At 59.4% G+C, this 20791-nt stretch carries 22 protein-coding genes; 7 read left to right on the top strand and 15 right to left on the bottom strand.

What is annotated here, in order from left to right; all coding sequences use genetic code 11:
- Positions 1-172: 172 nt before the first annotated feature.
- The 6 genes from msrQ to AC1MDC_RS13485 form a co-directional block, all read right to left on the bottom strand.
- Entirely contained in the window at positions 173-796 is a 624-nt protein-coding gene (gene msrQ / locus AC1MDC_RS13510; RefSeq protein WP_480393130.1) for a protein-methionine-sulfoxide reductase heme-binding subunit MsrQ, read from the bottom strand.
- Positions 796-1809, bottom strand: a complete 1014-nt coding sequence (gene msrP, locus AC1MDC_RS13505; RefSeq protein WP_480393129.1) for a protein-methionine-sulfoxide reductase catalytic subunit MsrP — start codon at positions 1807-1809, stop codon at positions 796-798. Before msrP ends, msrQ begins: the two co-directional genes overlap by 1 nt.
- A gap of 62 nt (positions 1810-1871) precedes the next feature.
- Entirely contained in the window at positions 1872-2729 is an 858-nt protein-coding gene (pssA, locus tag AC1MDC_RS13500; protein WP_127799932.1) for a CDP-diacylglycerol--serine O-phosphatidyltransferase, read from the bottom strand.
- Positions 2730-2877: 148 nt separating this feature from the next.
- Complete coding sequence (gene ilvC, locus AC1MDC_RS13495; RefSeq protein WP_007959661.1) at positions 2878-3894, bottom strand: ketol-acid reductoisomerase; 1017 nt, start codon at positions 3892-3894, stop codon at positions 2878-2880.
- Between the two features lie 48 nt (positions 3895-3942).
- Positions 3943-4434: an acetolactate synthase small subunit gene (ilvN, locus tag AC1MDC_RS13490; protein WP_003205610.1), complete on the bottom strand. Its 492-nt coding sequence runs from the start codon at positions 4432-4434 to the stop codon at positions 3943-3945.
- 2 nt (positions 4435-4436) lie between these two features.
- The gene (locus AC1MDC_RS13485) at positions 4437-6161 is read right to left on the bottom strand and encodes an acetolactate synthase 3 large subunit (RefSeq protein ID WP_480393128.1); all 1725 of its coding nucleotides are present in this window, start codon (positions 6159-6161) and stop codon (positions 4437-4439) included.
- 400 nt (positions 6162-6561) lie between these two features.
- Here AC1MDC_RS13485 and AC1MDC_RS13480 point away from each other — a divergent pair, with 400 nt between their 5' ends.
- Positions 6562-6978 (top strand): DUF4124 domain-containing protein, encoded by a 417-nt coding sequence (locus AC1MDC_RS13480; protein ID WP_085697481.1) that lies wholly within the window; start codon positions 6562-6564, stop codon positions 6976-6978.
- A gap of 18 nt (positions 6979-6996) precedes the next feature.
- Here AC1MDC_RS13480 and AC1MDC_RS13475 read toward each other — a convergent pair whose 3' ends face one another.
- The 3 genes from AC1MDC_RS13475 to mrcB are packed head-to-tail and all read right to left on the bottom strand — an operon-like array spanning position 6997 to position 10419.
- Complete coding sequence (locus tag AC1MDC_RS13475; RefSeq protein WP_085703192.1) at positions 6997-7332, bottom strand: YqcC family protein; 336 nt, start codon at positions 7330-7332, stop codon at positions 6997-6999.
- On the bottom strand, positions 7332-8078 hold the full coding sequence (locus tag AC1MDC_RS13470; protein WP_085697483.1) for a tetratricopeptide repeat protein: 747 nt from the start codon (positions 8076-8078) through the stop codon (positions 7332-7334). Before AC1MDC_RS13470 ends, AC1MDC_RS13475 begins: the two co-directional genes overlap by 1 nt.
- A 16-nt stretch (positions 8079-8094) precedes the next feature.
- Entirely contained in the window at positions 8095-10419 is a 2325-nt protein-coding gene (mrcB, locus tag AC1MDC_RS13465; RefSeq protein ID WP_266200745.1) for a penicillin-binding protein 1B, read from the bottom strand.
- Between the two features lie 118 nt (positions 10420-10537).
- Between mrcB and AC1MDC_RS13460 the strand changes: the two genes are divergently transcribed.
- The 4 genes from AC1MDC_RS13460 to AC1MDC_RS13445 all read left to right on the top strand — a co-directional run bounded on the left by AC1MDC_RS13460 (position 10538) and on the right by AC1MDC_RS13445 (position 13875).
- Entirely contained in the window at positions 10538-12094 is a 1557-nt protein-coding gene (locus AC1MDC_RS13460) for a bifunctional aminoglycoside phosphotransferase/ATP-binding protein (protein ID WP_480393127.1), read from the top strand.
- A gap of 91 nt (positions 12095-12185) precedes the next feature.
- Positions 12186-12530 carry a pentapeptide repeat-containing protein gene (locus AC1MDC_RS13455; protein ID WP_007959639.1) on the top strand — a complete coding sequence of 115 codons (345 nt, stop codon included), beginning with the start codon at positions 12186-12188 and terminating at the stop codon, positions 12528-12530.
- A gap of 220 nt (positions 12531-12750) precedes the next feature.
- Entirely contained in the window at positions 12751-13023 is a 273-nt protein-coding gene (locus AC1MDC_RS13450; protein WP_085697486.1) for a TfoX/Sxy family protein, read from the top strand.
- Positions 13024-13038: 15 nt separating this feature from the next.
- Positions 13039-13875, top strand: a complete 837-nt coding sequence (locus tag AC1MDC_RS13445) for a Crp/Fnr family transcriptional regulator (protein ID WP_480393126.1) — start codon at positions 13039-13041, stop codon at positions 13873-13875.
- 174 nt (positions 13876-14049) lie between these two features.
- Here AC1MDC_RS13445 and AC1MDC_RS13440 read toward each other — a convergent pair whose 3' ends face one another.
- Genes AC1MDC_RS13440 through AC1MDC_RS13425 form a run of 4 tightly spaced genes read right to left on the bottom strand, consistent with a single transcriptional unit; the run spans position 14050 to position 17596 of the window.
- The gene (locus AC1MDC_RS13440; protein WP_480393125.1) at positions 14050-14901 is read right to left on the bottom strand and encodes a ChaN family lipoprotein; all 852 of its coding nucleotides are present in this window, start codon (positions 14899-14901) and stop codon (positions 14050-14052) included.
- A 21-nt stretch (positions 14902-14922) separates the two neighbouring features.
- Positions 14923-15690, bottom strand: a complete 768-nt coding sequence (locus tag AC1MDC_RS13435) for a heme ABC transporter ATP-binding protein (protein WP_480393124.1) — start codon at positions 15688-15690, stop codon at positions 14923-14925.
- Complete coding sequence (locus AC1MDC_RS13430) at positions 15690-16673, bottom strand: FecCD family ABC transporter permease (protein WP_176247740.1); 984 nt, start codon at positions 16671-16673, stop codon at positions 15690-15692. The genes AC1MDC_RS13435 and AC1MDC_RS13430 overlap by 1 nt, the downstream gene beginning before the upstream one ends.
- Positions 16674-16723: 50 nt before the next feature.
- A complete protein-coding gene (locus AC1MDC_RS13425; RefSeq protein ID WP_266200738.1) occupies positions 16724-17596 on the bottom strand; it encodes a heme/hemin ABC transporter substrate-binding protein in 873 nt (290 codons plus the stop codon).
- Positions 17597-17758: 162 nt separating this feature from the next.
- On the opposite strand from AC1MDC_RS13425, the gene AC1MDC_RS13420 reads away from it, so the two are divergent.
- Positions 17759-18076 (top strand): Rieske (2Fe-2S) protein, encoded by a 318-nt coding sequence (locus tag AC1MDC_RS13420; protein WP_085703186.1) that lies wholly within the window; start codon positions 17759-17761, stop codon positions 18074-18076.
- On the opposite strand, the gene sfsA is transcribed toward AC1MDC_RS13420, so the two are convergent.
- Positions 18073-18786, bottom strand: coding sequence for a DNA/RNA nuclease SfsA (sfsA, locus tag AC1MDC_RS13415; protein WP_480393123.1), 714 nt, complete (start codon positions 18784-18786; stop codon positions 18073-18075). The two genes, AC1MDC_RS13420 and sfsA, sit on opposite strands and share 4 nt — an antisense overlap.
- Positions 18786-19958: a pyridoxal phosphate-dependent aminotransferase gene (locus AC1MDC_RS13410; protein ID WP_227233558.1), complete on the bottom strand. Its 1173-nt coding sequence runs from the start codon at positions 19956-19958 to the stop codon at positions 18786-18788. The genes sfsA and AC1MDC_RS13410 overlap by 1 nt, the downstream gene beginning before the upstream one ends.
- A gap of 334 nt (positions 19959-20292) precedes the next feature.
- On the opposite strand from AC1MDC_RS13410, the gene dksA reads away from it, so the two are divergent.
- Positions 20293-20736: an RNA polymerase-binding protein DksA gene (gene dksA, locus AC1MDC_RS13405; RefSeq protein ID WP_085697495.1), complete on the top strand. Its 444-nt coding sequence runs from the start codon at positions 20293-20295 to the stop codon at positions 20734-20736.
- The last annotated feature ends 55 nt before the right edge of the window (positions 20737-20791 follow it).

Genomic DNA, 20791 nt, shown 5'->3' with positions numbered 1-20791 from the left:
AAATCGCTGAAAGCGCCCAACAAACCGGCATTTCCAACGCCTTCCAGGCTTCGATGAACTGAAGCAACCCACCTTCGAAACCTACTTAACTCATTGAATCTCAAGGAGTTTTCCGTTTCGACTGCGCCGGAAGTGGGGCGAATTATAGAGACTCAGAATCTGCCGTCAACACTTAATTTCGCTTTTCCTGAAAAACCTGCTTTTTACCCATCAAACGAGGGATCCGGCGAGTCAAAGGAGGAATACGCAGTGCCAAAAGGAAAACACCTATCAGGGCATAGATTGCCCACTCCTTAAGGTCAGCACGCACAATCCACAGCATATGCAGCAATCCCAATCCGAGAATCACGTACACCAACCGGTGCAACTTCTTCCAGCGGACACCTAAGCGGCGCTGACTATATCGATTGGAGGTAACAGCCAATACGAGCAACCCCAGAAACCCCAGAGCACCCACAATGATGTATGGACGCTTACGCAGCTCGACACCCAGTTGCGACCAGTCGAAACCGAGAATGAACGCCATATAGCTGAAGAGATGCAGAACCACATAGGCAAAACACCAGAGCCCCAACTGCCGACGCACAGTAATCCATCCGGCCCACCCCGTCAGTTTCTGCAGCGGCGTCATACTCAGCGTGATCAACAGCAATACCAATGTCCCAAGCCCCAATCGATCAACCAGGACTTTTCCCGGATCCGGCCCAAGCAGATCCGCAAAAGCCTGATAGAACCAGAACAGCGGCCAGATCGCCGCAGCCAGGAAAACGCCTACGCGCCAGATCGGATATCGCATCAGTAGTTCTTCCGCAGATCGAGCCCTGTATATAAAGAAGCGACCTCATCCGAGTAGCCGTTGAACATCTGCGTATCACGCACATTCGGCTTGAACAGGCTGTTGGGCAGTCGCCGCTCCCGGGCCTGAGTCCAACGTGGATGGTCGACTGTAGGGTTCACATTCGCATAGAACCCGTACTCATCAGACGCAATGCTCTGCCAGGTTGTCTTCGGCTGCTCACTGACCAGACTGATCCGCACGATGGATTTGACGCTCTTGAAGCCGTACTTCCATGGCACTACCAGACGCAGCGGTGCACCGTTCTGATTCGGCAATTCACGGCCATACATACCCACCGCCAGAATCGCCAACGGATTCATCGCCTCATCCAGACGCAAGCCTTCCACATAAGGCCAGTCGATCAGGGCAAATCCAGAACGCTGTCCGGGCATGGACTTGGGATCCTGCAGGGTTTCGAAGCGAATGTACTTGGCATTGGAGGTAGGCTCTACCTGCTTCAACAGTGCCGAAACAGGGAAACCGATCCAGGGAATCACCATCGACCATGCCTCGACACAACGAAGGCGATAGATGCGCTCCTCCAGCTGGTAAGGCTTCATGAAATCTTCCAGAGCATAACGCCCCGGCTTACCCACCTCCCCGTCCACCACAACACTCCAGGGTTCGGTTTTCAACGAACCGGCATTGGCCGCAGGATCCCCCTTGTCGGTGCCGAACTCATAGAAGTTGTTGTAATGGGTCGCGTCTTTGTAAGGCGTAATCGCCTCATCCTTGACGTTCACCGCCCCCCATTTGACAGAGGGCAGCTTCTCGGCAAACCAGGCGGGCGCCTTTCCGGCTTCGACATCGGCATAGCGGGCAGCCTCTTCGGCACTGGCCCAGCGCGGTAAAGTGCTCATGGCCAAGCCGGCCGCAGTCGCTCCGAGCAATTGTCGACGAGAAAGATAAATGGATTCAGGCGTGACGTCCGACTCATGGCAATCGGACACTTTAGGGACTTTGATCAACATGGCAACTCCGCAGCTTTGGAGGACAGATGCACCATAGACTGCGGAGTATGAGGGAAATTACATCACTCGGTGTGTTTGTGACGACGAAGATGCAACAAGTACTGCACCGGGCCCGAAGCGGCGTAGGCGAGGAACACCAGCAGCAGAATGCGAGGCGGATCGCTGAACACCACGGCAAACACCAGCACCACTGCAAGGATAGCCACGAAAGGCACACGCCCCTTCAGATCCAGCTCCTTGAAGCTGTTGTATTTGATATTGCTGACCATCAGCATGCCGGCGGCCGCTACCATCAACGCAACCAGGAATGACATCTTCGAACCCTGGATCCCGTAATCGCTGAACGCCCAGACAATCCCGGCAACAACACCGGCAGCAGCCGGGCTGGCCAGACCGATGAAGTAGCGTTTGTCGGCGGTCCCCACCTGAGTGTTGAAGCGCGCCAGACGCAATGCCGCACCCGCCACGTAAATGAAGGCAACCATCCAGCCGACCTTGCCCATGTCACCCAGCGCCCAGCCAAAAGCCAGCAAGGCCGGAGCGACGCCGAAGGCAACCATGTCCGACAACGAGTCGTACTCGGCACCAAACGCACTTTGGGTATTGGTCATGCGCGCCACGCGACCATCGAGACCATCGAGCACCATGGCGACGAAAATCGCGATGGCGGCAAAGGCAAAGTATTTGCTCGCATTCGCGGCATCCCCGGCGCTCAATGCAGCCTGGGCACTCATCGAGTTGATGATGGAATAGAACCCTGCGAACAAGTTCGCAGTGGTGAACAGATTCGGCAGAAGATAGATACCACGATGCCGGACTTTACGGCCTTCTGCGTCATGCCCTTCTTCGATGTGCTCATCGATGGGCAGCAGGCTTTCGGCGTCGGAAGCCTGGTTCGGCTCTTCGGGACGTTCGCTCATGGACAGTACCTTGCAACGGATTGGACATTTTCGACAGGCGCCTGGGACGACGGTTCGGCCACAAACGATGCAGCTTTATACCAGAACCGATCGCCCATACGAAAAAACGCGGCCTAGGCCGCGTTTTTTTCATACAAGGATCTACGACTTAGTTTTTGGCTTTGTCGACGATCTTGTTGGCACCGATCCACGGCATCATGGAGCGCAGTTGCTCGCCGATGATCTCGATACCGTGAGCGGCGTTGTTACGACGCTTGGCGGTCATCGAAGGGTAGCCGGTTGCGCCTTCGCTGATGAACATTTTGGCGTATTCGCCGTCCTGAATACGTTTCAGGGCGTTGCGCATGGCCTGACGGGATTCGGCGTTGATCACTTCCGGACCTGTCACGTACTCGCCGTATTCAGCGTTGTTGGAGATCGAGTAGTTCATGTTGGCGATACCGCCTTCATACATGAGGTCAACGATCAGTTTCAGTTCGTGCAGGCACTCGAAGTAGGCCATTTCCGGCGCGTAGCCAGCTTCAACCAGAGTTTCGAAACCGGCTTTTACCAGCTCAACGGTACCGCCGCACAGAACGGCTTGTTCGCCGAACAGGTCGGTTTCAGTCTCGTCCTTGAAAGTAGTTTCGATGATGCCGGTACGACCGCCACCAACACCGGCGGCGTAGGACAGTGCAACATTCTTGGCGTTGCCGGAGGCGTCCTGGTAGATCGCGATCAGGTCAGGGATACCGCCGCCTTTCACGAACTCGGAACGTACGGTGTGGCCCGGGGCTTTCGGCGCGATCATGATCACGTCGAGGTCGGCACGCGGAACAACCTGGTTGTAGTGGATCGCGAAGCCGTGGGAGAAGGCCAGGGTGGCGCCTTTCTTGATGTTCGGCTCGATTTCGTTCTTGTAAAGCTGGGACTGGAACTCGTCCGGGGTCAGGATCATGACCAGGTCGGCACCGGCAACAGCGGCCGCCACGTCGGTCACTTTCAGGCCGTGGGCTTCAGCCTTGGCAACGGTAGCCGAACCTTTACGCAGACCAACAGTAACGTCGACACCGGAGTCTTTCAGGTTGCACGCTTGAGCGTGACCCTGCGAACCGTAACCGATGATGGCAACTTTCTTGCCCTGGATGATCGACAGGTCGCAGTCTTTATCGTAGAAAACTTTCATGAATTTCCCCTTTATATCCAGGCCGCTCAGGCCATTCGCTAATTTGGTTTAGATGCTGAGTACTTTGTCGCCGCGGGCAATACCGGTGACGCCACTGCGGACAGTCTCCAGAATCGATGCGGTGCCGATGGACTGAATGAAGCTGTCGAGCTTGTCGCTGGTACCGGTCAGTTGAACGGTATAAACGCTGGCGCTGACGTCGACGATCTGTCCACGGTAAATATCGGTGGTGCGTTTGATCTCGGCGCGCTGGGCGCCAGTGGCCTTGACCTTGACCAGCATCAGTTCGCGTTCGATGTGAGCGCTTTCCGACAGGTCCACCAGCTTGACCACTTCGATCAGCTTGTTCAGGTTTTTGGTGATCTGCTCGATGATTTCATCGTGGCCGACTGTGGTCAGTGTCAGACGCGACAGGGTCGGGTCTTCGGTTGGCGCCACGGTCAGGCTTTCAATGTTGTAGTTGCGCTGCGAGAACAGGCCGACTACGCGAGACAAAGCACCAGGTTCGTTTTCCAGAAGCAAGGAAATAATGTGCCGCATGATTAGGTACGCTCCGTCTTGCTCAGCCACATATCGCGCATGGAGCCGTCTTTGATCTGCATCGGATAGACGTGCTCGCTGGTGTCGACCGAAATGTCGATCACCACCAGGCGATCTTTCATGGCGAACGCCTCTTCCATCTTCGACTTCAAATCTTTCGATTCGGTGATGCGCACGCCGACGTGGCCATAGGCTTCAGCCAGCTTGACGAAGTCAGGCAAGGATTCCATGTAGGAGTGTGAGTGACGGCTGCCGTAACTCATGTCCTGCCACTGACGAACCATGCCCAGAACACCGTTGTTCAGGATCACGATTTTGACCGGCAAACCGTATTGCAGGCAGGTCGACAGTTCCTGGATGTTCATCTGGATACTGCCTTCACCGGTGACGCACGCAACATCGGTGTCAGGAAAGCTCAGAGCGATACCCATCGCCGCCGGCAGGCCGAAGCCCATCGTGCCCAGGCCACCGGAGTTGATCCAGCGGTTCGGCTTGTTGAACTTGTAGTACTGCGCAGCAAACATCTGGTGCTGGCCCACGTCGGAGGTCACAAAGGCATCGCCCTTGGTCACTTCGCACAGGGTTTCAATCACGGTCTGTGGCTTGATCTTGCTGCCGTCGCCCTTGTCGTAAGGGAACAGGCCACGATCACCACGCCACTCGTCAACCTGCTTCCACCAGCTGGCGACCGCTTCCTTGTTCGGGGTTTCGCCGATTTCCTTGAGGATCGCGACCATTTCGGTCAGGACACTCTCCACCGGACCAACGATCGGCACGTCGGCCTTGATGGTCTTGGAAATCGAAGCCGGGTCGATGTCGATGTGAATGATCTTGGCGTTCGGGCAGAACTTCGGCGCGCCGTTGATCACGCGATCATCGAAACGCGCACCGACCGCCAGGATCACGTCGGCATGGTGCATCGCCAGGTTGGCGGTGTAGCTACCGTGCATGCCGAGCATGCCGATGAACTGACGATCAGTGCCAGGGTAGGCACCCAGCCCCATCAAGGTGTTGGTAACCGGCAGGTTAAGCATTTTTGCCAGTTCGGTCAGCGGCGCGGAGCCGTTGCCGAGGATCACGCCACCGCCGGAGTACAGCACGGGACGTTTGGCCGCCAGGAGCATTTCTGCCGCCTTGCGGATTTGCCCGGAATGACCGCGAACGGCCGGACTGTAGGAGCGCAGTTTGGCTTTCTTCGGGAAGACGTATTCGAACTTCTCGGCCGGGTTGGTCATGTCTTTCGGAATATCGACCACGACCGGGCCCGGACGACCGGATTGCGCCAGGTAGAAGGCTTTCTTCATGACTTCCGGGATTTCCGAAGCGTGCTTGATCATGAAGCTGTGCTTCACGATCGGCCGGGAGATACCGATCATGTCGGTTTCCTGGAACGCATCGGTGCCGACCATGGTGCTTGGCACCTGACCGGAAATGATCACCATTGGAATCGAGTCCATATAGGCGGTGGCGATACCGGTGATGGCGTTCGTGGCGCCTGGACCGGAAGTCACCAATACCACGCCGGCTTTACCGGTGGCACGGGCGTAACCGTCAGCCATATGGGTAGCCGCTTGTTCGTGACGAACCAGGATGTGGGTCACTTCCGGTTCTTTGAACAGGGCATCGTAAACATGAAGAAGAGCACCACCCGGGTACCCGTAGATATATTTGACGCCTTCGTCACGCAAAAAGCGGACGAGCATCTCACCGCCAGATAAAAGCTCCACGTTGTTCACCTCTAAAACGCCAGAATACCGTCCACAAAAAAGCGAACGGGTCTTAATAGGTTTACTTCTCGGCAGAGCATGAGCGACGGTGGTCGCCGACTACGTCAGCACTGACTGAGCAAGTATTGGGATCGTCCCAAGTGTTGCGGGCCTTTCCCACCCAGCGCGAGGTAACGCGTTGCGGGTGTAACAGGTCGACGCGGATATGCGCCTCATGATCTGCCGAGAGGGTCTGCTTCTGGCAGTCCCTGTACAGCGGACTTTGGATTCTTCTGTTTCGCCCTCTCCAAGTCAAGTCGTGAATGTGCTTAATTGTGGGTAAGCACATGAGAACGCAAGAAAAAACCTGGAAACCGCTACTCTGTTAGCTTCAATTGCGCAGTTTTGCCAAGGAATCAGCATGCGAACGCTTCTCCTGACTCTACTAATCAGCGCCAGCCCATGGTGCATGGCCGCTCAAATCTACAAATGGGTCGACGCCCAGGGCATTACCCATTTCGATCAGCAGCCACCACAGGGGCAACCATCCACGGCCCTGGAGACACCCTCCTCACCTCCACCAAAACCGGCGGCGTTATCCGGCAGCGGCGCGGTGGGCGATCAGAAAGCCATCGATGACAAGGTCAAGCAGCAGGTGGCCGAGCAACAAAACCAACTCAGGGCATTTTGCGAACAGGCGCGTACGAACCTCGCGCAACTGCAGAACAATCCGCGCTTGAGGGAGGAAGTGGAGGGGGAATTGCGGCGACTGAGCGACGACCAGCGCCAGCAACGTATTGCGGAGGCACAAAAACAGATTGCGGAAAACTGCCAGTAACGACTGGCAGCTCCCGGTTCAGCGCGAAGCAGTAATCAACAGGTCGAACTCTTTGAGCAACACCTGAAGCTGCCGATCCTTGCCTTGCACGCTGCGCTGAGCAAAAACCATCTCGGCCATTTCCTGAATTCCCGAGGCATTGGGCAATGGCAGATTCTGCTCGAGGATCATCTTCATCCGCGGCAGGAAGATCCATTGCAGCCACTGCTCGAACTCAAGAGTATCGACCGAAAACGGCTCGACGCTGCTCAGGGCTTCGACCGAGGGCTGGACGTCATCCCACCAGCCCTGGGCGCGCAGTTCACGTTCGATCAACAGCAATTGATCGGCGACCTTGGAGAAGCGACTGTCCATCACAGCGACACCTTGGCCTTCTGACGGGCCAGAGTGGCGCCGGCGGAATCACCTTGCTTCTCACGGGCCTGAGCGATCAATTCCCACAGGCTGGCCTGCAAGTCCGGACGACCATTGGCCATGGTCAGTGCACGACGTGCGGTCTGCTCGGCTTGCGGTGCATCGCCCTGGGCCATGCGCACCTGCGCCAGACGGTACAGCACTTGCGGCTCGCGCGGCGCTACACGCTGGGCGCGCTCCAGGCTGGAGGATGCTCCGTTGAGGTCGCCACCGGCCTGCTGCTGTTGCGCTGTGGTCAAAAGTGCGAGTACCGGGCCGTCCAGCTGTTCATCGGCAGACAGACCGCCGCCGCTGCTGGCTGAAGGAATGCCGCTCGGCGTCGAAGGCATGCTGTAGCTGCCGGAGTTGATCGGCGCCGACTCGACCGGCGAAGGGTTATATGGCCCCGGCGTGATACCGCCAGACGCCGGGCCCGGAACGATCGGCGAGGTGCTGATCGGTGTCGACGTCGCTGCGCCGCCCGGCACCATTACCACCACACCGGTATCGCCTTGCGGAATTGCCTGGGTCTGGGCCTGTGCAGGACGTTTCACCGTCGTTTGACGGAAACCGCCATTGGCCGAAATGCGCTCGCTGTTGGACACGGCGGTACCGGCATCCACGACCGGAATCGAACCACGCTGTACGGTGGAACAGCCGCTGAGCAAAGCCACGGCGGTCACCGCTGGAATCAACCACTTGTTCACTTGAAACCCTCTTCGCTTAATTCATCCAGCCCTTGACCCAATCCATCACCGACTCGCCCGATGCCGGGCTTTCGCTCGCGCAGGAGGCGCCGGGTGGCGGTTCGCTGCCGCGAATATACGGCATCTGCACGGCGCCCGGACAGTTGGCATCGGAGCCTTGACCGGTGCGCGAATCAACCCAGGCCTGCACCACGTTATCCGGCTGCGGCATGTCCAACGGCAGCGGATCGGCCTTGCGCATGAAGCTGGTCCAGACCTGCAACGCACCGGTGGCTCCGGTGAACGGGGTCTTGCCGTTGTCGTCGCGGCCGAGCCAGACCACCGCCAGCAGATCCTGGCTGAAACCGGCGAACCAGCTGTCGCGCGAATCGTTACTGGTGCCGGTCTTGCCCGCCAGTGTCAGGGTTCTTGGCAACACGTTATAAACCGAACTGCCGGTACCTTCACGCATGACCCGCTGCATGGCGTTCTGGATCAGGTAGATCGAGGCCGGATCGAAACGCTGCTCGATCTGGAACGGATAACGCTTGAGCGGCTCGCCCTCGGCAGTCAGCACGCTGCGGATCCCGCGCATCGGCGTATTGAAGCCACCGTTGGCCAGGGTCTGGTACATCGTCGCCACTTCGATCGGGGTCATGCCCCCAGCGCCAAGCAGCATCGACGGGAACGCCGGAAACTCGCGGGTCACGCCCAGTCGCGCGAGCGTTTTGAGGACATTCGGAACGCCGACCGCCAGACCCAGACGCGAGGTCGACAGGTTGTAGGAATGCGCCAGCCCCTGGTACAGGAATACCGTGCCGTGGGAGCGACGGTCATAGTTCTGCGGTTTCCAGACCTGACCGTCCGCACCTTTGATTGAAAGCGGGTCGTCCGACAGCCAACTGGTCAGCGTGTACTGGCTCGGTTTCTCCAGTGCCGTCAGATAAACCGCCGGCTTGATCAGCGAGCCGATCGGCCGAACCGCATCCAGTGCCCGGTTGAACCCGGCAAAACTCGCCTGACGGCTGCCGATCATGGCCTGGACTTCACCGGTTTCCGGATTGGTCACGACCATCGCCGCTTCCACGTCGTCGGAACCCTTGCGACCGGACAGACGCTTGAAGGTGTCGTTGACCGACGCTTCAGCTTTCATCTGCAGGATCGGATCGAAACTGGTGAAGATCCGCAGGCCTTCTTCGGTCAAGTCTTCGTCGCGATAGTCTTCACGCAACTGGCGCTTGACCAGATCGATGAAGCCCGGGAAAGAACTGTCCGCCAGCTTGCCGCGCGTGGTCACGCCAAGCGGCATTTTCTTCGCGGCGGCGACCTGTTCGGCGGAAGCGACGCCCTGTTGCTCAAGCACGTCGAGCACCAGATTGCGTCGTTCCAGCGCCCGTTCCGGGTTGCGACGCGGGTTGTAATAGGACGGGCCTTTGACCATGCCAACCAACAGCGCGACCTGGTGCAGCTTCAACTCGGACAAGGGCTGGGCGAAGAAAAACTGGCTGGCCAGACCGAAACCGTGCACCGCACGCTGACCGTCCTGACCGACAAAGACTTCGTTGAGGTAAGCCTCAAGGATTTCCTTTTTGTCGTAATGCAGCTCGAGCAGCATCGCCATCATCGCTTCGGTGAGCTTGCGGGTGAGGCTGCGTTCATTGGTGAGGTAGAAGTTCTTGACCAGTTGCTGGGTCAGCGTACTGCCGCCCTGAGTCATCTTGCCGCCCGAGGTGTTGACCCAAACGGCGCGGGCAATCGATTTCGGCGACACGCCCCAGTGGCTGTAGAAATCCCGGTCTTCGACGGCGACCAGGGTTTCCAGCAGATACGGCGGCACCTGATCGAGCTTGATCAGAATCCGGTCTTCCAGGTTTTTCGGGTAGATGCCGCCGATCATCAGCGGCTCCAGGCGCACCACGGAGAGCTTCGAACCGTTGGTCGCCGAGAGTTCGGCCACGTAATCGCCGGAGAAACGCACGCGCACCGACTGCGGTTTCTCGAGGCCTTCATAGAACTGGAAGCCGCGGGTATTCAGATCAACCGTGTTGCCATTGACCGATGCCGCGCCAGGACCGTTGCTGACGGCTTCGCGGCGATAGCCCAAGGCATCGAGCTCGGTCAGGAAATCGTCCTTGCTCAGCTTCTGTCCGACGAACAGCTCGAGCGGACGCGCGTACACCTTGGCCGGGATGGTCCAGCGCTTGCCGGAGAACTTCTCCTGCACCACGGCATCGAGGTAAACGGCGAAGCCAGCCAGCACAACAAGGCCGACCAGACTGAGTTTAAGGGCCCAGCCCAACCATGGGCGCAGGCCCCGGGAAGCTGGTTTTTTTGGGGTACGGGGGGATCGAGTACGAGTCATGGCGGCGGATTATACGCACTTTATTCATACTCAACAGGAGCGCGCCGAGGTTTGCGTCGGGCTGGCGAGCGGCCATAATGAGCGCCTTGAATTTCCCCCAGTCTCTGAAGGATCGTCCGTGAGCCAGTCCCTGATCGCTGCCCTGCAAAACCCGGCCCTCTACCCGCATCCCGTCGAAGGGTTCCAGGTCATCGAAACCCATATCTCGTGGGTGCTGCTCACCGGTCCCTACGCTTATAAAGTGAAGAAACCGGTGAATTTCGGTTTCCTCGACTTCACCAGCCTCGACTCCCGTGAGCACTTCTGCAGCGAAGAGCTGCGCCTGAACCAGCGCCTGACCGACGACTTGTATCTGGAAGTGATTCCAGTGACCGGCAGCGCCGAAGCCCCGCAACTGGGCGGCGAAGGTCCGGCCATCGAATACGTGCTGAAAATGCGCCAGTTCCCGCAAACCGGCCTGCTCAGCACCCTGCAAGCCAACGGCGAGTTGACCACCGCGCACATCGACGCGATGGCCGAGCAGATCGCCCGCTTCCACCTCAACGCGCCGAAAGTCCCGGCCGAGCACGATGCCGGCACGCCTGACAGCGTGATGGCGCCAGTGCGTCAGAACTTCGAACAGATCCTGCCATTCCTCAGCGACAAGAACGATCTGCTGCAACTCGACGCCCTGCAAGCGTGGGCTGAAAGCAGTTTCGATCGTCTGAAACCGCTGTTCGCCCAACGCAAGGCCGACGGTTTCACTCGCGAGTGCCACGGTGACATTCACTTGGGCAACGCCACGCTGATCGACGGCAAGGTCGTGATCTTCGACTGCATCGAATTCAACGAACCGTTCCGCTTCACCGACGTGTGGGCCGACACCGGCTTCCTGGCGATGGATCTGGAAGACCGTGGCCTGAAATCCTTGGCCCGTCGCTTCGTCAGCCAGTACCTGGAACTGACCGGCGACTACCAAGGCCTGGAAGTGCTGAACTTCTATAAGGCTTACCGCGCCCTGGTGCGTGCGAAAGTCGCACTGTTCAGCATGCCGGCCGATGCGACTCCGGTGCAGCGCGCCACAACCCTTCGCCAATACCGCAACTATGCCAACCTGGCGGAAAGCTACAGCACCATTCCTTCGCGCTTCATGGCAATCACCCATGGCGTTTCCGCTGTCGGCAAAAGCCATGTGGCCATGCGCCTGGTCGAAGCGCTGGGCGCGATCCGTCTGCGTTCCGATGTCGAGCGCAAACGTCTGTTCGGCGAGCAAACGGTTGCAAATGATGTTCAGGCCGGGATCTACAGCGCCGATGCCAGCGCTGCGACTTATGCTCGGCTGCATGAAATCGCCGAAGTGATCCTGCACGCCGGTTTCCCGGTGGTGATCGACGCCACTTACCTCAAGCGCGAACAACGCGACAACGCCGCCAAGGTCGCCGAAGCCACTGGTGCGCCGTTCCTGATCCTCGACTGCAACGCTCCACAGGCAGTGATCGAGAGCTGGTTGGCGATTCGCCAGGCGGACAAGAAAGATCCGTCCGACGCCACCCTCGCCGTGATCGAAGCACAACAGGCGAACCGCGAAGCCCTGACACCGGAAGAAATCCTGCGCAGCAAACGCGTGCAGACCAATGAATCCGGCACTCTGGACACCGTCGTGGCGCAAATCCGCCAGCGCCTGCCAGGTCTGTAAGAAACTATTTCGGCCGTGAAGCCCTTGCTCGCTTCACGGCCGTCAAATAGTGGCACTATACTGGCGTCATAAAACCAACAGGTGATTTGACATGAGCCAGCCGAAACTTCTCGACACCCCGCTTTATGCCTTGCTGCACAAAGACGACATCACAGGTTTCAACAATGAACGCCCGAAAGACGGCCCGATCGACATGGTTGGCGGTGATTTTCGTGGCCTCGACCTGCGTGAACTGAACGCCGATGGTGTGGATTTCCGGGACGCCTACTTCCGTTCCGCCGACCTGCGCGGCATCGACTTTCGCAATGCTTCGCTGGAAGGTGCGAGCCTGGCTCATGCGCAGATCTCCGGTGCTTACTTCCCGCCGGAGCTGAGTGCCGACGAAATCCTGATGTCGATGAATTTCGGTACGCGCCTGCGTTATCGCACTCGCTGAGTCTCGGAACTTCCAAACTCGTCCAGCGCCCCCGCCTTGCGCTGGACTGCGCGCCATTCGTAACTCTCGCTCGTCCTCCCCATCCTGACTCATCAGCAGAAACTGACGTTTCTTAGAAGCGTTTGCGTTGAATCCGACCAAACAACCACGCTTTTCCTACTGATGGCTACACTCCTCAGAAGCTCGCCCACGCACCATTCGGCCGTCGCAAGGAGGCTTGATGAATGATGAACTGCAACACCTGAAGAATCTTGGCAAGACGTCGGCGCAATGGCTGCATGCCGTGGGCATCCATAGCGCCTCGGATCTGCGCCGCCTGGGCGCTGTGGATGCCTACCGGGCCGTGCGCACTCGCGGGTTTCGGGCGTCGAAGGTGTTGTTGTACGCGATCGAAGGGGCGTTGATGGATGTGCACTGGAATGACATCCCCGCCGAACGCAAGGATGCGCTAAACCGGCAGCTGGAAGCCATTTCCTCTCGCCACAAGAACTAACCGGTATCGACCGTCATGTACTTGCTCGGGGAACAATCGGCACAGGCCGACGCATTGATCAACCGCTTGCAGAGCCTGCCTGCGCAATTGCTGGAAGGCCTCGCACCGTGTGGGCCGGCCCTGGAACTGGAAGCCACGGATGACCTATCGGCGCGCTTGCCGGACGACCAGTTGTTTTTGCTGACGGAGGGTGTCATCACCGGCCGACTCAGTGGTCGCGGCTTGTTCTACTGGCACGAAGGAGATTTGATCGGCCTGCAACAGGGGCCGGAATGGGCGGATTGCAGCTTGCGCGCGGAAAACCCGGTGACATTAATGCCTTTTCGCCGAGGCGATTTGTTTCAGCATGTGTACAGCGACTCGTCGCGCTCGGAGCAGTTTCTGCATTACCTGCTCGGGCAAATGGCACTGTTGGCTCACGCCGTTGCCGAGTTCAAGCCACGTGAGTTTCGCAGCACCAATGGTTTCAAGCGAGTCGAGGCCGGGGACGTCCTGATTCGCCAGGGCGACACCGCCGATCATGTGTTCGTAATCATCGAAGGACACGCCGAAGCGTTTGTGAACGGGCACAAGGTAGGTGACGTGCTCAAGGATGAAATATTCGGCGCAATGGCGGTGTTCACTGGCGAGCCGCGCAACGCGACGGTCATTGCCCGGGAGGCGAGCACTGTAATGCTGATTCCCGGCGATCAGTTTCTGAGCATGACCCGCACCAATCCGAAAATTGCCCACAGCCTGATCGAAAGCATGGCGCGGCGTATCGACCAGCTCAACAAACAGCTCACAGCCCAGACCTGCCCCCCATATTCAGAGAGCGTCAACGCCATTGCCGGGACAAAACGACAGAAATGAAAAAACAGCAGTTGACTTGGTAATGAGAATCGCTATGATTATCACAACTGGTCGCGAGATCAGTCGATATTCTGAAAAGCCCTTGGTTCGGACTCTCAGATTATCTCCTCATCAGGCTAATCACGGTTATTTGACCCGGTCTTTACCGGGTCTTTTTTTTTGCCTGTGGAAAAGTCACTGCTTACTGAACTGCTTACGCATTTCGGCGCAATAATCCGGTTTCGGTCTGGCCGGTGTGTACCAGACATAATCAGCCATCGCCGCTGTAACCTGACTGCCCTGCTCCGCCAGCATCAACACCGTGGGCGCTTCGGGCGCGCCCAGATCCAGCACATGCAGCGGCACGCCCACATCCTTGCGCGCGTGAAACGCACCCGCCAATAACAACGCAGGCGCGGGCGCCGCCAACAAACGCGAGGCCATGCGCCGATCCCGTTGTTGCTGAACGGCCAGCATCGCCGGCATTTGTGATGACGGCAGCAAGCCGCAGTGAGAATCGCCAATCTGCTCCAATAGCGCCTCTTTCACCGACTCGGCGTTGCTGCGTTCACCGCTCAAAACCGGAGGATCACGATAGAGCGCGCGAATTTCGATGTTATCGAGATTGGCCGCCAGCAACGGCCAGGATTGCGTCAGGGCGAATCGCACAATCGGTCCGTAGAGATTCCAGTCCCAACCGTCCTGCCAGGCCAATGCAGCAGGAAGATCGGCCGGCGGCGTTGCGGCATGCCGCACTTCATCAACCCGCGACTGTTGATCGGGCGTCAACATTTCCAGCAGGAGACTGCCCTGGGGGCGCGCTTCTTGAAGATTCTGCAGCAACCACAATTGAAGGGCATGGTGATCGGCGCTGTCATGCTGTTCGCCGATAATCATCCGCGCCGATCTGCTGAGCTGCGTCAGTAATTGCTGCGCCGTCAGACTCTCGCCGCTGCGCAAATCACGGATCTCGCCCACGACCGGCGGCGCCGCAACATGCTGGCAACCCGCAAGCCACAACACCGCCAATAGCAAAATCCCGCGCATACCCTCACCTCGATGACGAAATCAACGGGCGATGATCAGCGGATGCCCGCGCTCCGGGTGCGGCTGCACCAATACTTCCAGACCGAAAACCGCCTTCAGCGATTCCGGACGCAACACCTGTTGCGGCGTATCCAGCGCCACCGGGCGCCCGCCCTCCAGCAGCAGGATGCGATCACAATAGCGCGCCGCCAGATTCAGATCATGCAGGATCACCAGCACCGCTGCGCCACGATCGGCAAATTCGCGCACCGCCTGCAGCGTCGTGTGTTGATGTAACGGATCAAGCATCGACGTCGGCTCGTCGAGCAGCAACGTCTGCCCCGCCTGCCCCGGCCACAGTTGCGCCAGCACCCGCGCAAGATGCACCCGCTGACGCTCGCCGCCAGACAGCGCCAGATAACTGCGGCCGCTCAGATGCCCCGCATCGGCCGCCCGCAAAGCGTCAGCGACGATCTCCGCATCGCGCAAACGTCCGCTCTGATAAGGCAGCCGCCCCATGCCGACCACTTCTTCGACACGAAAAGCGAAATCCAGGGTCGATACCTGCGGCAACACCGCCAGCCGCTGGGCGCGCTGAGTGCCGCTCCAATGGCTCAATGCCTCACCGTCCAGCAACACTTCTCCGTCGTGTGCACTCAGCTCACCGCACAACGCGCCGAGCAAGGTACTTTTGCCGGCGCCATTGGGGCCCAGCACACCAAGCACCTCGCCCGGTTCGAGTTGCAGGCTGACGTCGGCCAGAACGGTCTTGCGGCCACGGCGGATATGCAGGTTGTGCGCACGCAACATCAGGCACGCCCTCGCAGTAACAGATAAAGGAAGAACGGCGCACCGATGAACGCCGTGACAATGCCGATCGGCAGTTCCGCCGGCGCCAGCGCCAGCCGCGCCACCAGATCCGCCAACAGCAACAGACTGGCCCCCGCCAGCACCGATGCCGGCAGCAATACCCGGTGATCCGGCCCCGCGAGCAAGCGCACCAGATGCGGCACCACCAATCCGACAAAACCGATCATCCCCGCCGCTGCCACTGCCGCGCCGACACCCAGCGCCGTGCAGAACACCAGCTCGCGCTTGAGCCGTTCGACATCGATCCCCAGATGCCCGGCTTCCGATTCGCCGAGCAGCAACGCATTGAGCGCCTTCGCCCGACGTGGAAGCCAAAGTGCAACACCGGCAGTGATGATCAGCAGCGGCCACAACCGCGCATAGCTCGCGCCGTTAAGGCTGCCCAGGTTCCAGAACGTCAACGTGCGCAATGTCGCGTCGTCGGCCAGATAGGTAAACAGCCCCACCGCCGAACTGGCCAAAGCCGTCAGGGCAATCCCCGCCAGCAACATGGTTGCGACATTGGTCTGCCCGTTGCGGCGGCCGAGTCTATAAACCAGCGCCGTTACCCCGAGCCCGCCAAGAAACGCGCAAACCGACAGCAGATAAGGCCCGAACCATTCGGGCAATCCACCAAAAAACGATCCACCGACAATTGCCACCGCAGCGCCTAGAGCAGCACCACTGGACACGCCAACCAAGCCGGGATCAGCCAGCGGATTGCGAAACAGCCCCTGCATCGCCACCCCGGACAGCGCCAGGACTCCACCAACGGCCAATCCGAGCAATGTACGCGGCAGACGAATCTGCCCGAGAATCAGTTCAGCCTGTTCCAGACCGTCCGGCGCCAGCGGCACCCCGATCAGGCGCAGTGCAGCGCGCAAGGTATCGAACAACGGCAGACTGACCGGCCCCAACGCCAGCGACAGCCAGATCGCCAACAGACACAACAGGATCAGGCCAATGAACAAACCACGGGGTTTGACCAGCGTGGTCATTGGCCGCTCTGGGTCGGGTAGAAACCGTCAGACAGGGTCTTCAGTGCAGCCGGCAAACGCGGCCCGAGCCCGCCTACCAGTAACGTCGGGTCCAGCTCCAGCACGCGTCCGGTCCTGGCCGCACGGCTGGAATTGAGGATCGGATTTTCCTTGAACAGCGCCACTTTCGCCGCCTCGCCAGTCAGCGCACGGTCGGCGAACACCAGCACTTCAGGATCGAGACTGGCAAGGGACTCGACGGAAAACGGCTTGTAACCGGTGTGGGTCGCAAGGTTATGCCCGCCCGCCTGTTGCAGCAGCCAGTCGGCGGCGGTGTCCTTGCCGGCGATCAGCGGTTTGCCGCCGGCATGGCCGAGCACCAACAGCACGCCCGGCGCTTTCTGCTTGGTCTGGGCTTCAGCTACACGAGTCTTTTGCGCATCGAGTTGCTGTTGATAACCTTGCAACAACTGGGCGGCCTGGCTTTCGGCGCCCAACAACTGCCCCAGATGGGTAACGTTTTTCTCCAGCGTCGGCAGATCCGGCTGAGCCGAGAACAACTCCACCTGCACCTTGGCACTGCGAACCTGCGAGATCACTGGCGGCGGGCCCATTTCCTCGGTGCCGATCAGGATGTCCGGGCGCAGGCTGAGAATGCCTTCGGCCGACAGACTGCGCTGGTATCCAATACTCGGCAGCGACTTGAGAGATTGCGGATGCTGGCTGGTGGTGTCGACGCCCACTAACCTGGACTCACCACCCAGCGCACTCACCCACTCCGACAACGCGCCGCCGGCGCTGACCCAACGTTGCGGCAACTCGGCCGCTGCAGCCTGGTGGCTGGCCAAAAGTCCGACACACAGCACGGCAACGCGGGTAGTCAGGCGCATAAACAGCTTCCTTGAAAGGTTTTCCCGGGCATCGTAACGGCAGGCCAAGTATCCTCGGCAGCGGCCACCTCGCGACGGGCGAAGGCGGCCATTTGATAATTGTTTGCATTTGAACGTCAAGCTCGGACATATCCGGACACGAGCCGACACTTGAGGATAGCCATGAAGTTTCTCTGCGCGGGCGCCGATCTGGTTGAGGGCGGCAGCCGCGGTTTCGACATCGACGGGAAAAAACTGTTTGCCGTGCGCCGCGCGGGGCAGGCCTATGTCTACCTCAATCGGTGCCCGCATCGGGGCGTTGGCCTGGAATGGCACCCCGACCAGTTTCTGGATCCGAGCAACAGCCTGATCCAGTGCGCCACCCACGGCGCACTGTTTCTGATCGAGGACGGAGAATGTGTCGCCGGTCCGTGCGCCGGGCAATCGCTGACGACCATCCCCTGCCGTGAAGACGCACAAGGGCTGTGGATCGATGTTTAACCGCCGAGCAGCACGTCCAGGCGCCGGTCGACCACCATTTCTTCATGGCTCAAACGCACGCCGTACGCCAGGACTTCGACTCCGCACGCCACAGCCTCGCGCAGCGCAGCGGCGTAGGCCGAGTCGATTTCCTCGGCCGGTCGCACTGCTTCGATACCGGTGAGATTGACGCAGTACAACTGCACCGCACGAATCCCGTCCCGGGCCAGATGCGCCAGTTCACGCAAATGCTTGGCACCGCGCTCTGTCACCGCATCGGGAAACGCCGCTACCGCCGTGCCGTCGAACCCGAGGGTGACGCTTTTCACTTCCACATACGCCGGGCCCGTCGGGTAGTCGAGGCGAAAGTCGATCCGGCTCTTTTCCTGTCCGTACGCCACTTCGCGCTTGAGCCCGGTGAACCCGTTCAATTCACTGATGACGCCGGCCTGCAAGGCCTCTTCGACCAGTGCATTGGCGCGTCCGGTGTTCACGCAAAACAGCCGGCCTTGCGGGGTTTCACCGACTTCCCAGGTGCCGGGCAGCTTGCGCTTCGGATCACTGGAACGGCTGAACCAGACCTGCCCGCCCTCAACCTGACAATTGAGCATCGAGCCGGTGTTCGGGCAATGAATGGTCAGCAACTCGCCGCCAACGGTTTCGATATCGGCGAGAAAACGCTTGTAACGACGGATCAAGTGGCCTTCTTCGAGAGGAGGATGAAAACGCATCAGCTTTGCCAGCTCTTCAAGCCACGAGCGATGCGTTCCACCGCTTCCTGTAAGCGAGGGAGGTTTTGCGTGTAGGCAAAGCGCACATGATGACCGGCCTGATAGCGACCGAAGTCCAGCCCCGGCGTAAACGCTACATGTTCGGTTTCAAGGAAATGTCGGCAGAAAGCGAAGGCATCGCCGCCGAACTGGCTGATATCGGCATACAAATAGAACGCGCCTTCCGGCTCTACGGCAATGTTGAAACCCAGTTCACGCAATGCCGGCAGCAGGAAGTCGCGACGACGGCCGAATTCGGCGCGGCGCTCTTCAAGAATCGCGATGGTGTCCGGCTCGAAACAGGCCAGCGCCGCATGCTGGGCCATGCTTGGCGCGCTGATGTAGAGGTTCTGCGCGAGCTTTTCCAGCTCACTGACCGCCGCATCTGGCGCCACCAGCCAGCCAAGACGCCATCCGGTCATGCCGAAATACTTGGAGAAACTGTTGAGGACAAATGCGCTGTCGTCCACCTCCAGAACGCTGGCCGCGTCGGTGCCATAAGTCAGGCCGTGATAGATCTCGTCCACCACCAGATGCCCGTGACGCGCCTTGATGGCTGTGGATAACCCGGCCAGTTCATCGCGGGTCAGAATCGTACCGGTCGGATTGGCCGGCGAGGCAACCAGTGCACCGACGCTGTCGTGGTCCCAGTGGCGCGCTACCAGATCCGGCGTCAGTTGATAGCGAACGTCCGGGCCCACCGGTACAAGCTGCGCCGCGCCCTCGACCAGTCGCAGAAAGTGCCGGTTGCAAGGATAGCCCGGGTCGGCCAGCAGCCAGTGTTTGCCCGGATCCACCAGCAACGCGCTGGCCAGCAGCAGCGCGCCGGAACCGCCGGGCGTGATGAGAATCCGGCGAGGATCGATGCTCAGGCCGTAGCGCGTTTGATAGAAGCCGGAAATCGCCTCGCGCAGCTCGGGAATGCCACGGGCCGCGGTGTAGCGGGTTTTGCCCGCCGTCAGGGCTTGTTGCCCGGCGCGGATGATCGGCTCGGCGGTGGTGAAGTCCGGTTCGCCGATTTCCAGGTGGATCACGTCGTGGCCGGCAGCCTGCAGTTCATTGGCCCGCGCCAGCAGCGCCATCACATGGAACGGTTCGATCGCACGACTGCGCGCACTGTAGGGCTGAGCCATTGGCCTTCCTTCAACGAGGGAAAAGAAACGATTCTACCCATCTGCCGGAACGAGCGAGAACCCGCAGCGGTCACAGCCTCAAGAACACTGGACTGTAACGACCCGAGCGTACATTCCAGGATTGACTAAAATCAGTGATTGAGCAGGTCTGCAACATTGCCCGACATGGCTTGGCAAACATTTGCAAGCCCCACCGGCCGCGCGCTCGACATCCGGGAGTAGCGCGGGCCGAATTGATCTGGTAAGTTCGCCCGCTTGCAGCCGCAGGGCCGGCAGGTGTCGGTGATGGAGCAATCCTGCGCAATGGATTACAAGAGTAGAGGCGGTCCATTTCATGCCCACCCAAGCAAAGCAACAGGCAAGTCAGACACTCAGCGGTTTCGAACCCTACGTCCCGGAAGCGGGCGAAGAGTACATGGGCGCTCCAATGCGCGCGCACTTCACCAAGATCCTGACCAAGTGGAAACTGGACTTGATGCAGGAAGTCGACCGCACTGTTGATCACATGAAAGACGAAGCGGCCAACTTTCCTGATCCGGCCGACCGTGCCAGCCAGGAAGAAGAGTTCGCCCTCGAGCTGCGCGCCCGCGATCGCGAGCGCAAACTGATCAAGAAGATCGACAAGACCCTGCAACTGATCGAAGACGAAGAGTACGGCTGGTGCGACTCTTGCGGCATCGAGATCGGCGTCAAGCGCCTTGAGGCCCGTCCGACTGCCGACATGTGCGTCGACTGCAAGAATCTGGCGGAAATCAAGGAAAAGCAGGTCGGCAAATAATCCCGGCCTGAACGAAAAACGGAGCGTGCGAACGCTCCGTTTTTGTTTCTGCTGT

The sequence above is a fragment of the Pseudomonas sp. 1 genome, from assembly GCF_056626735.1.
The sequence above is the reverse complement of the archived record's forward strand: the minus strand, read 5'-3'. Positions and strand labels throughout refer to the sequence as shown.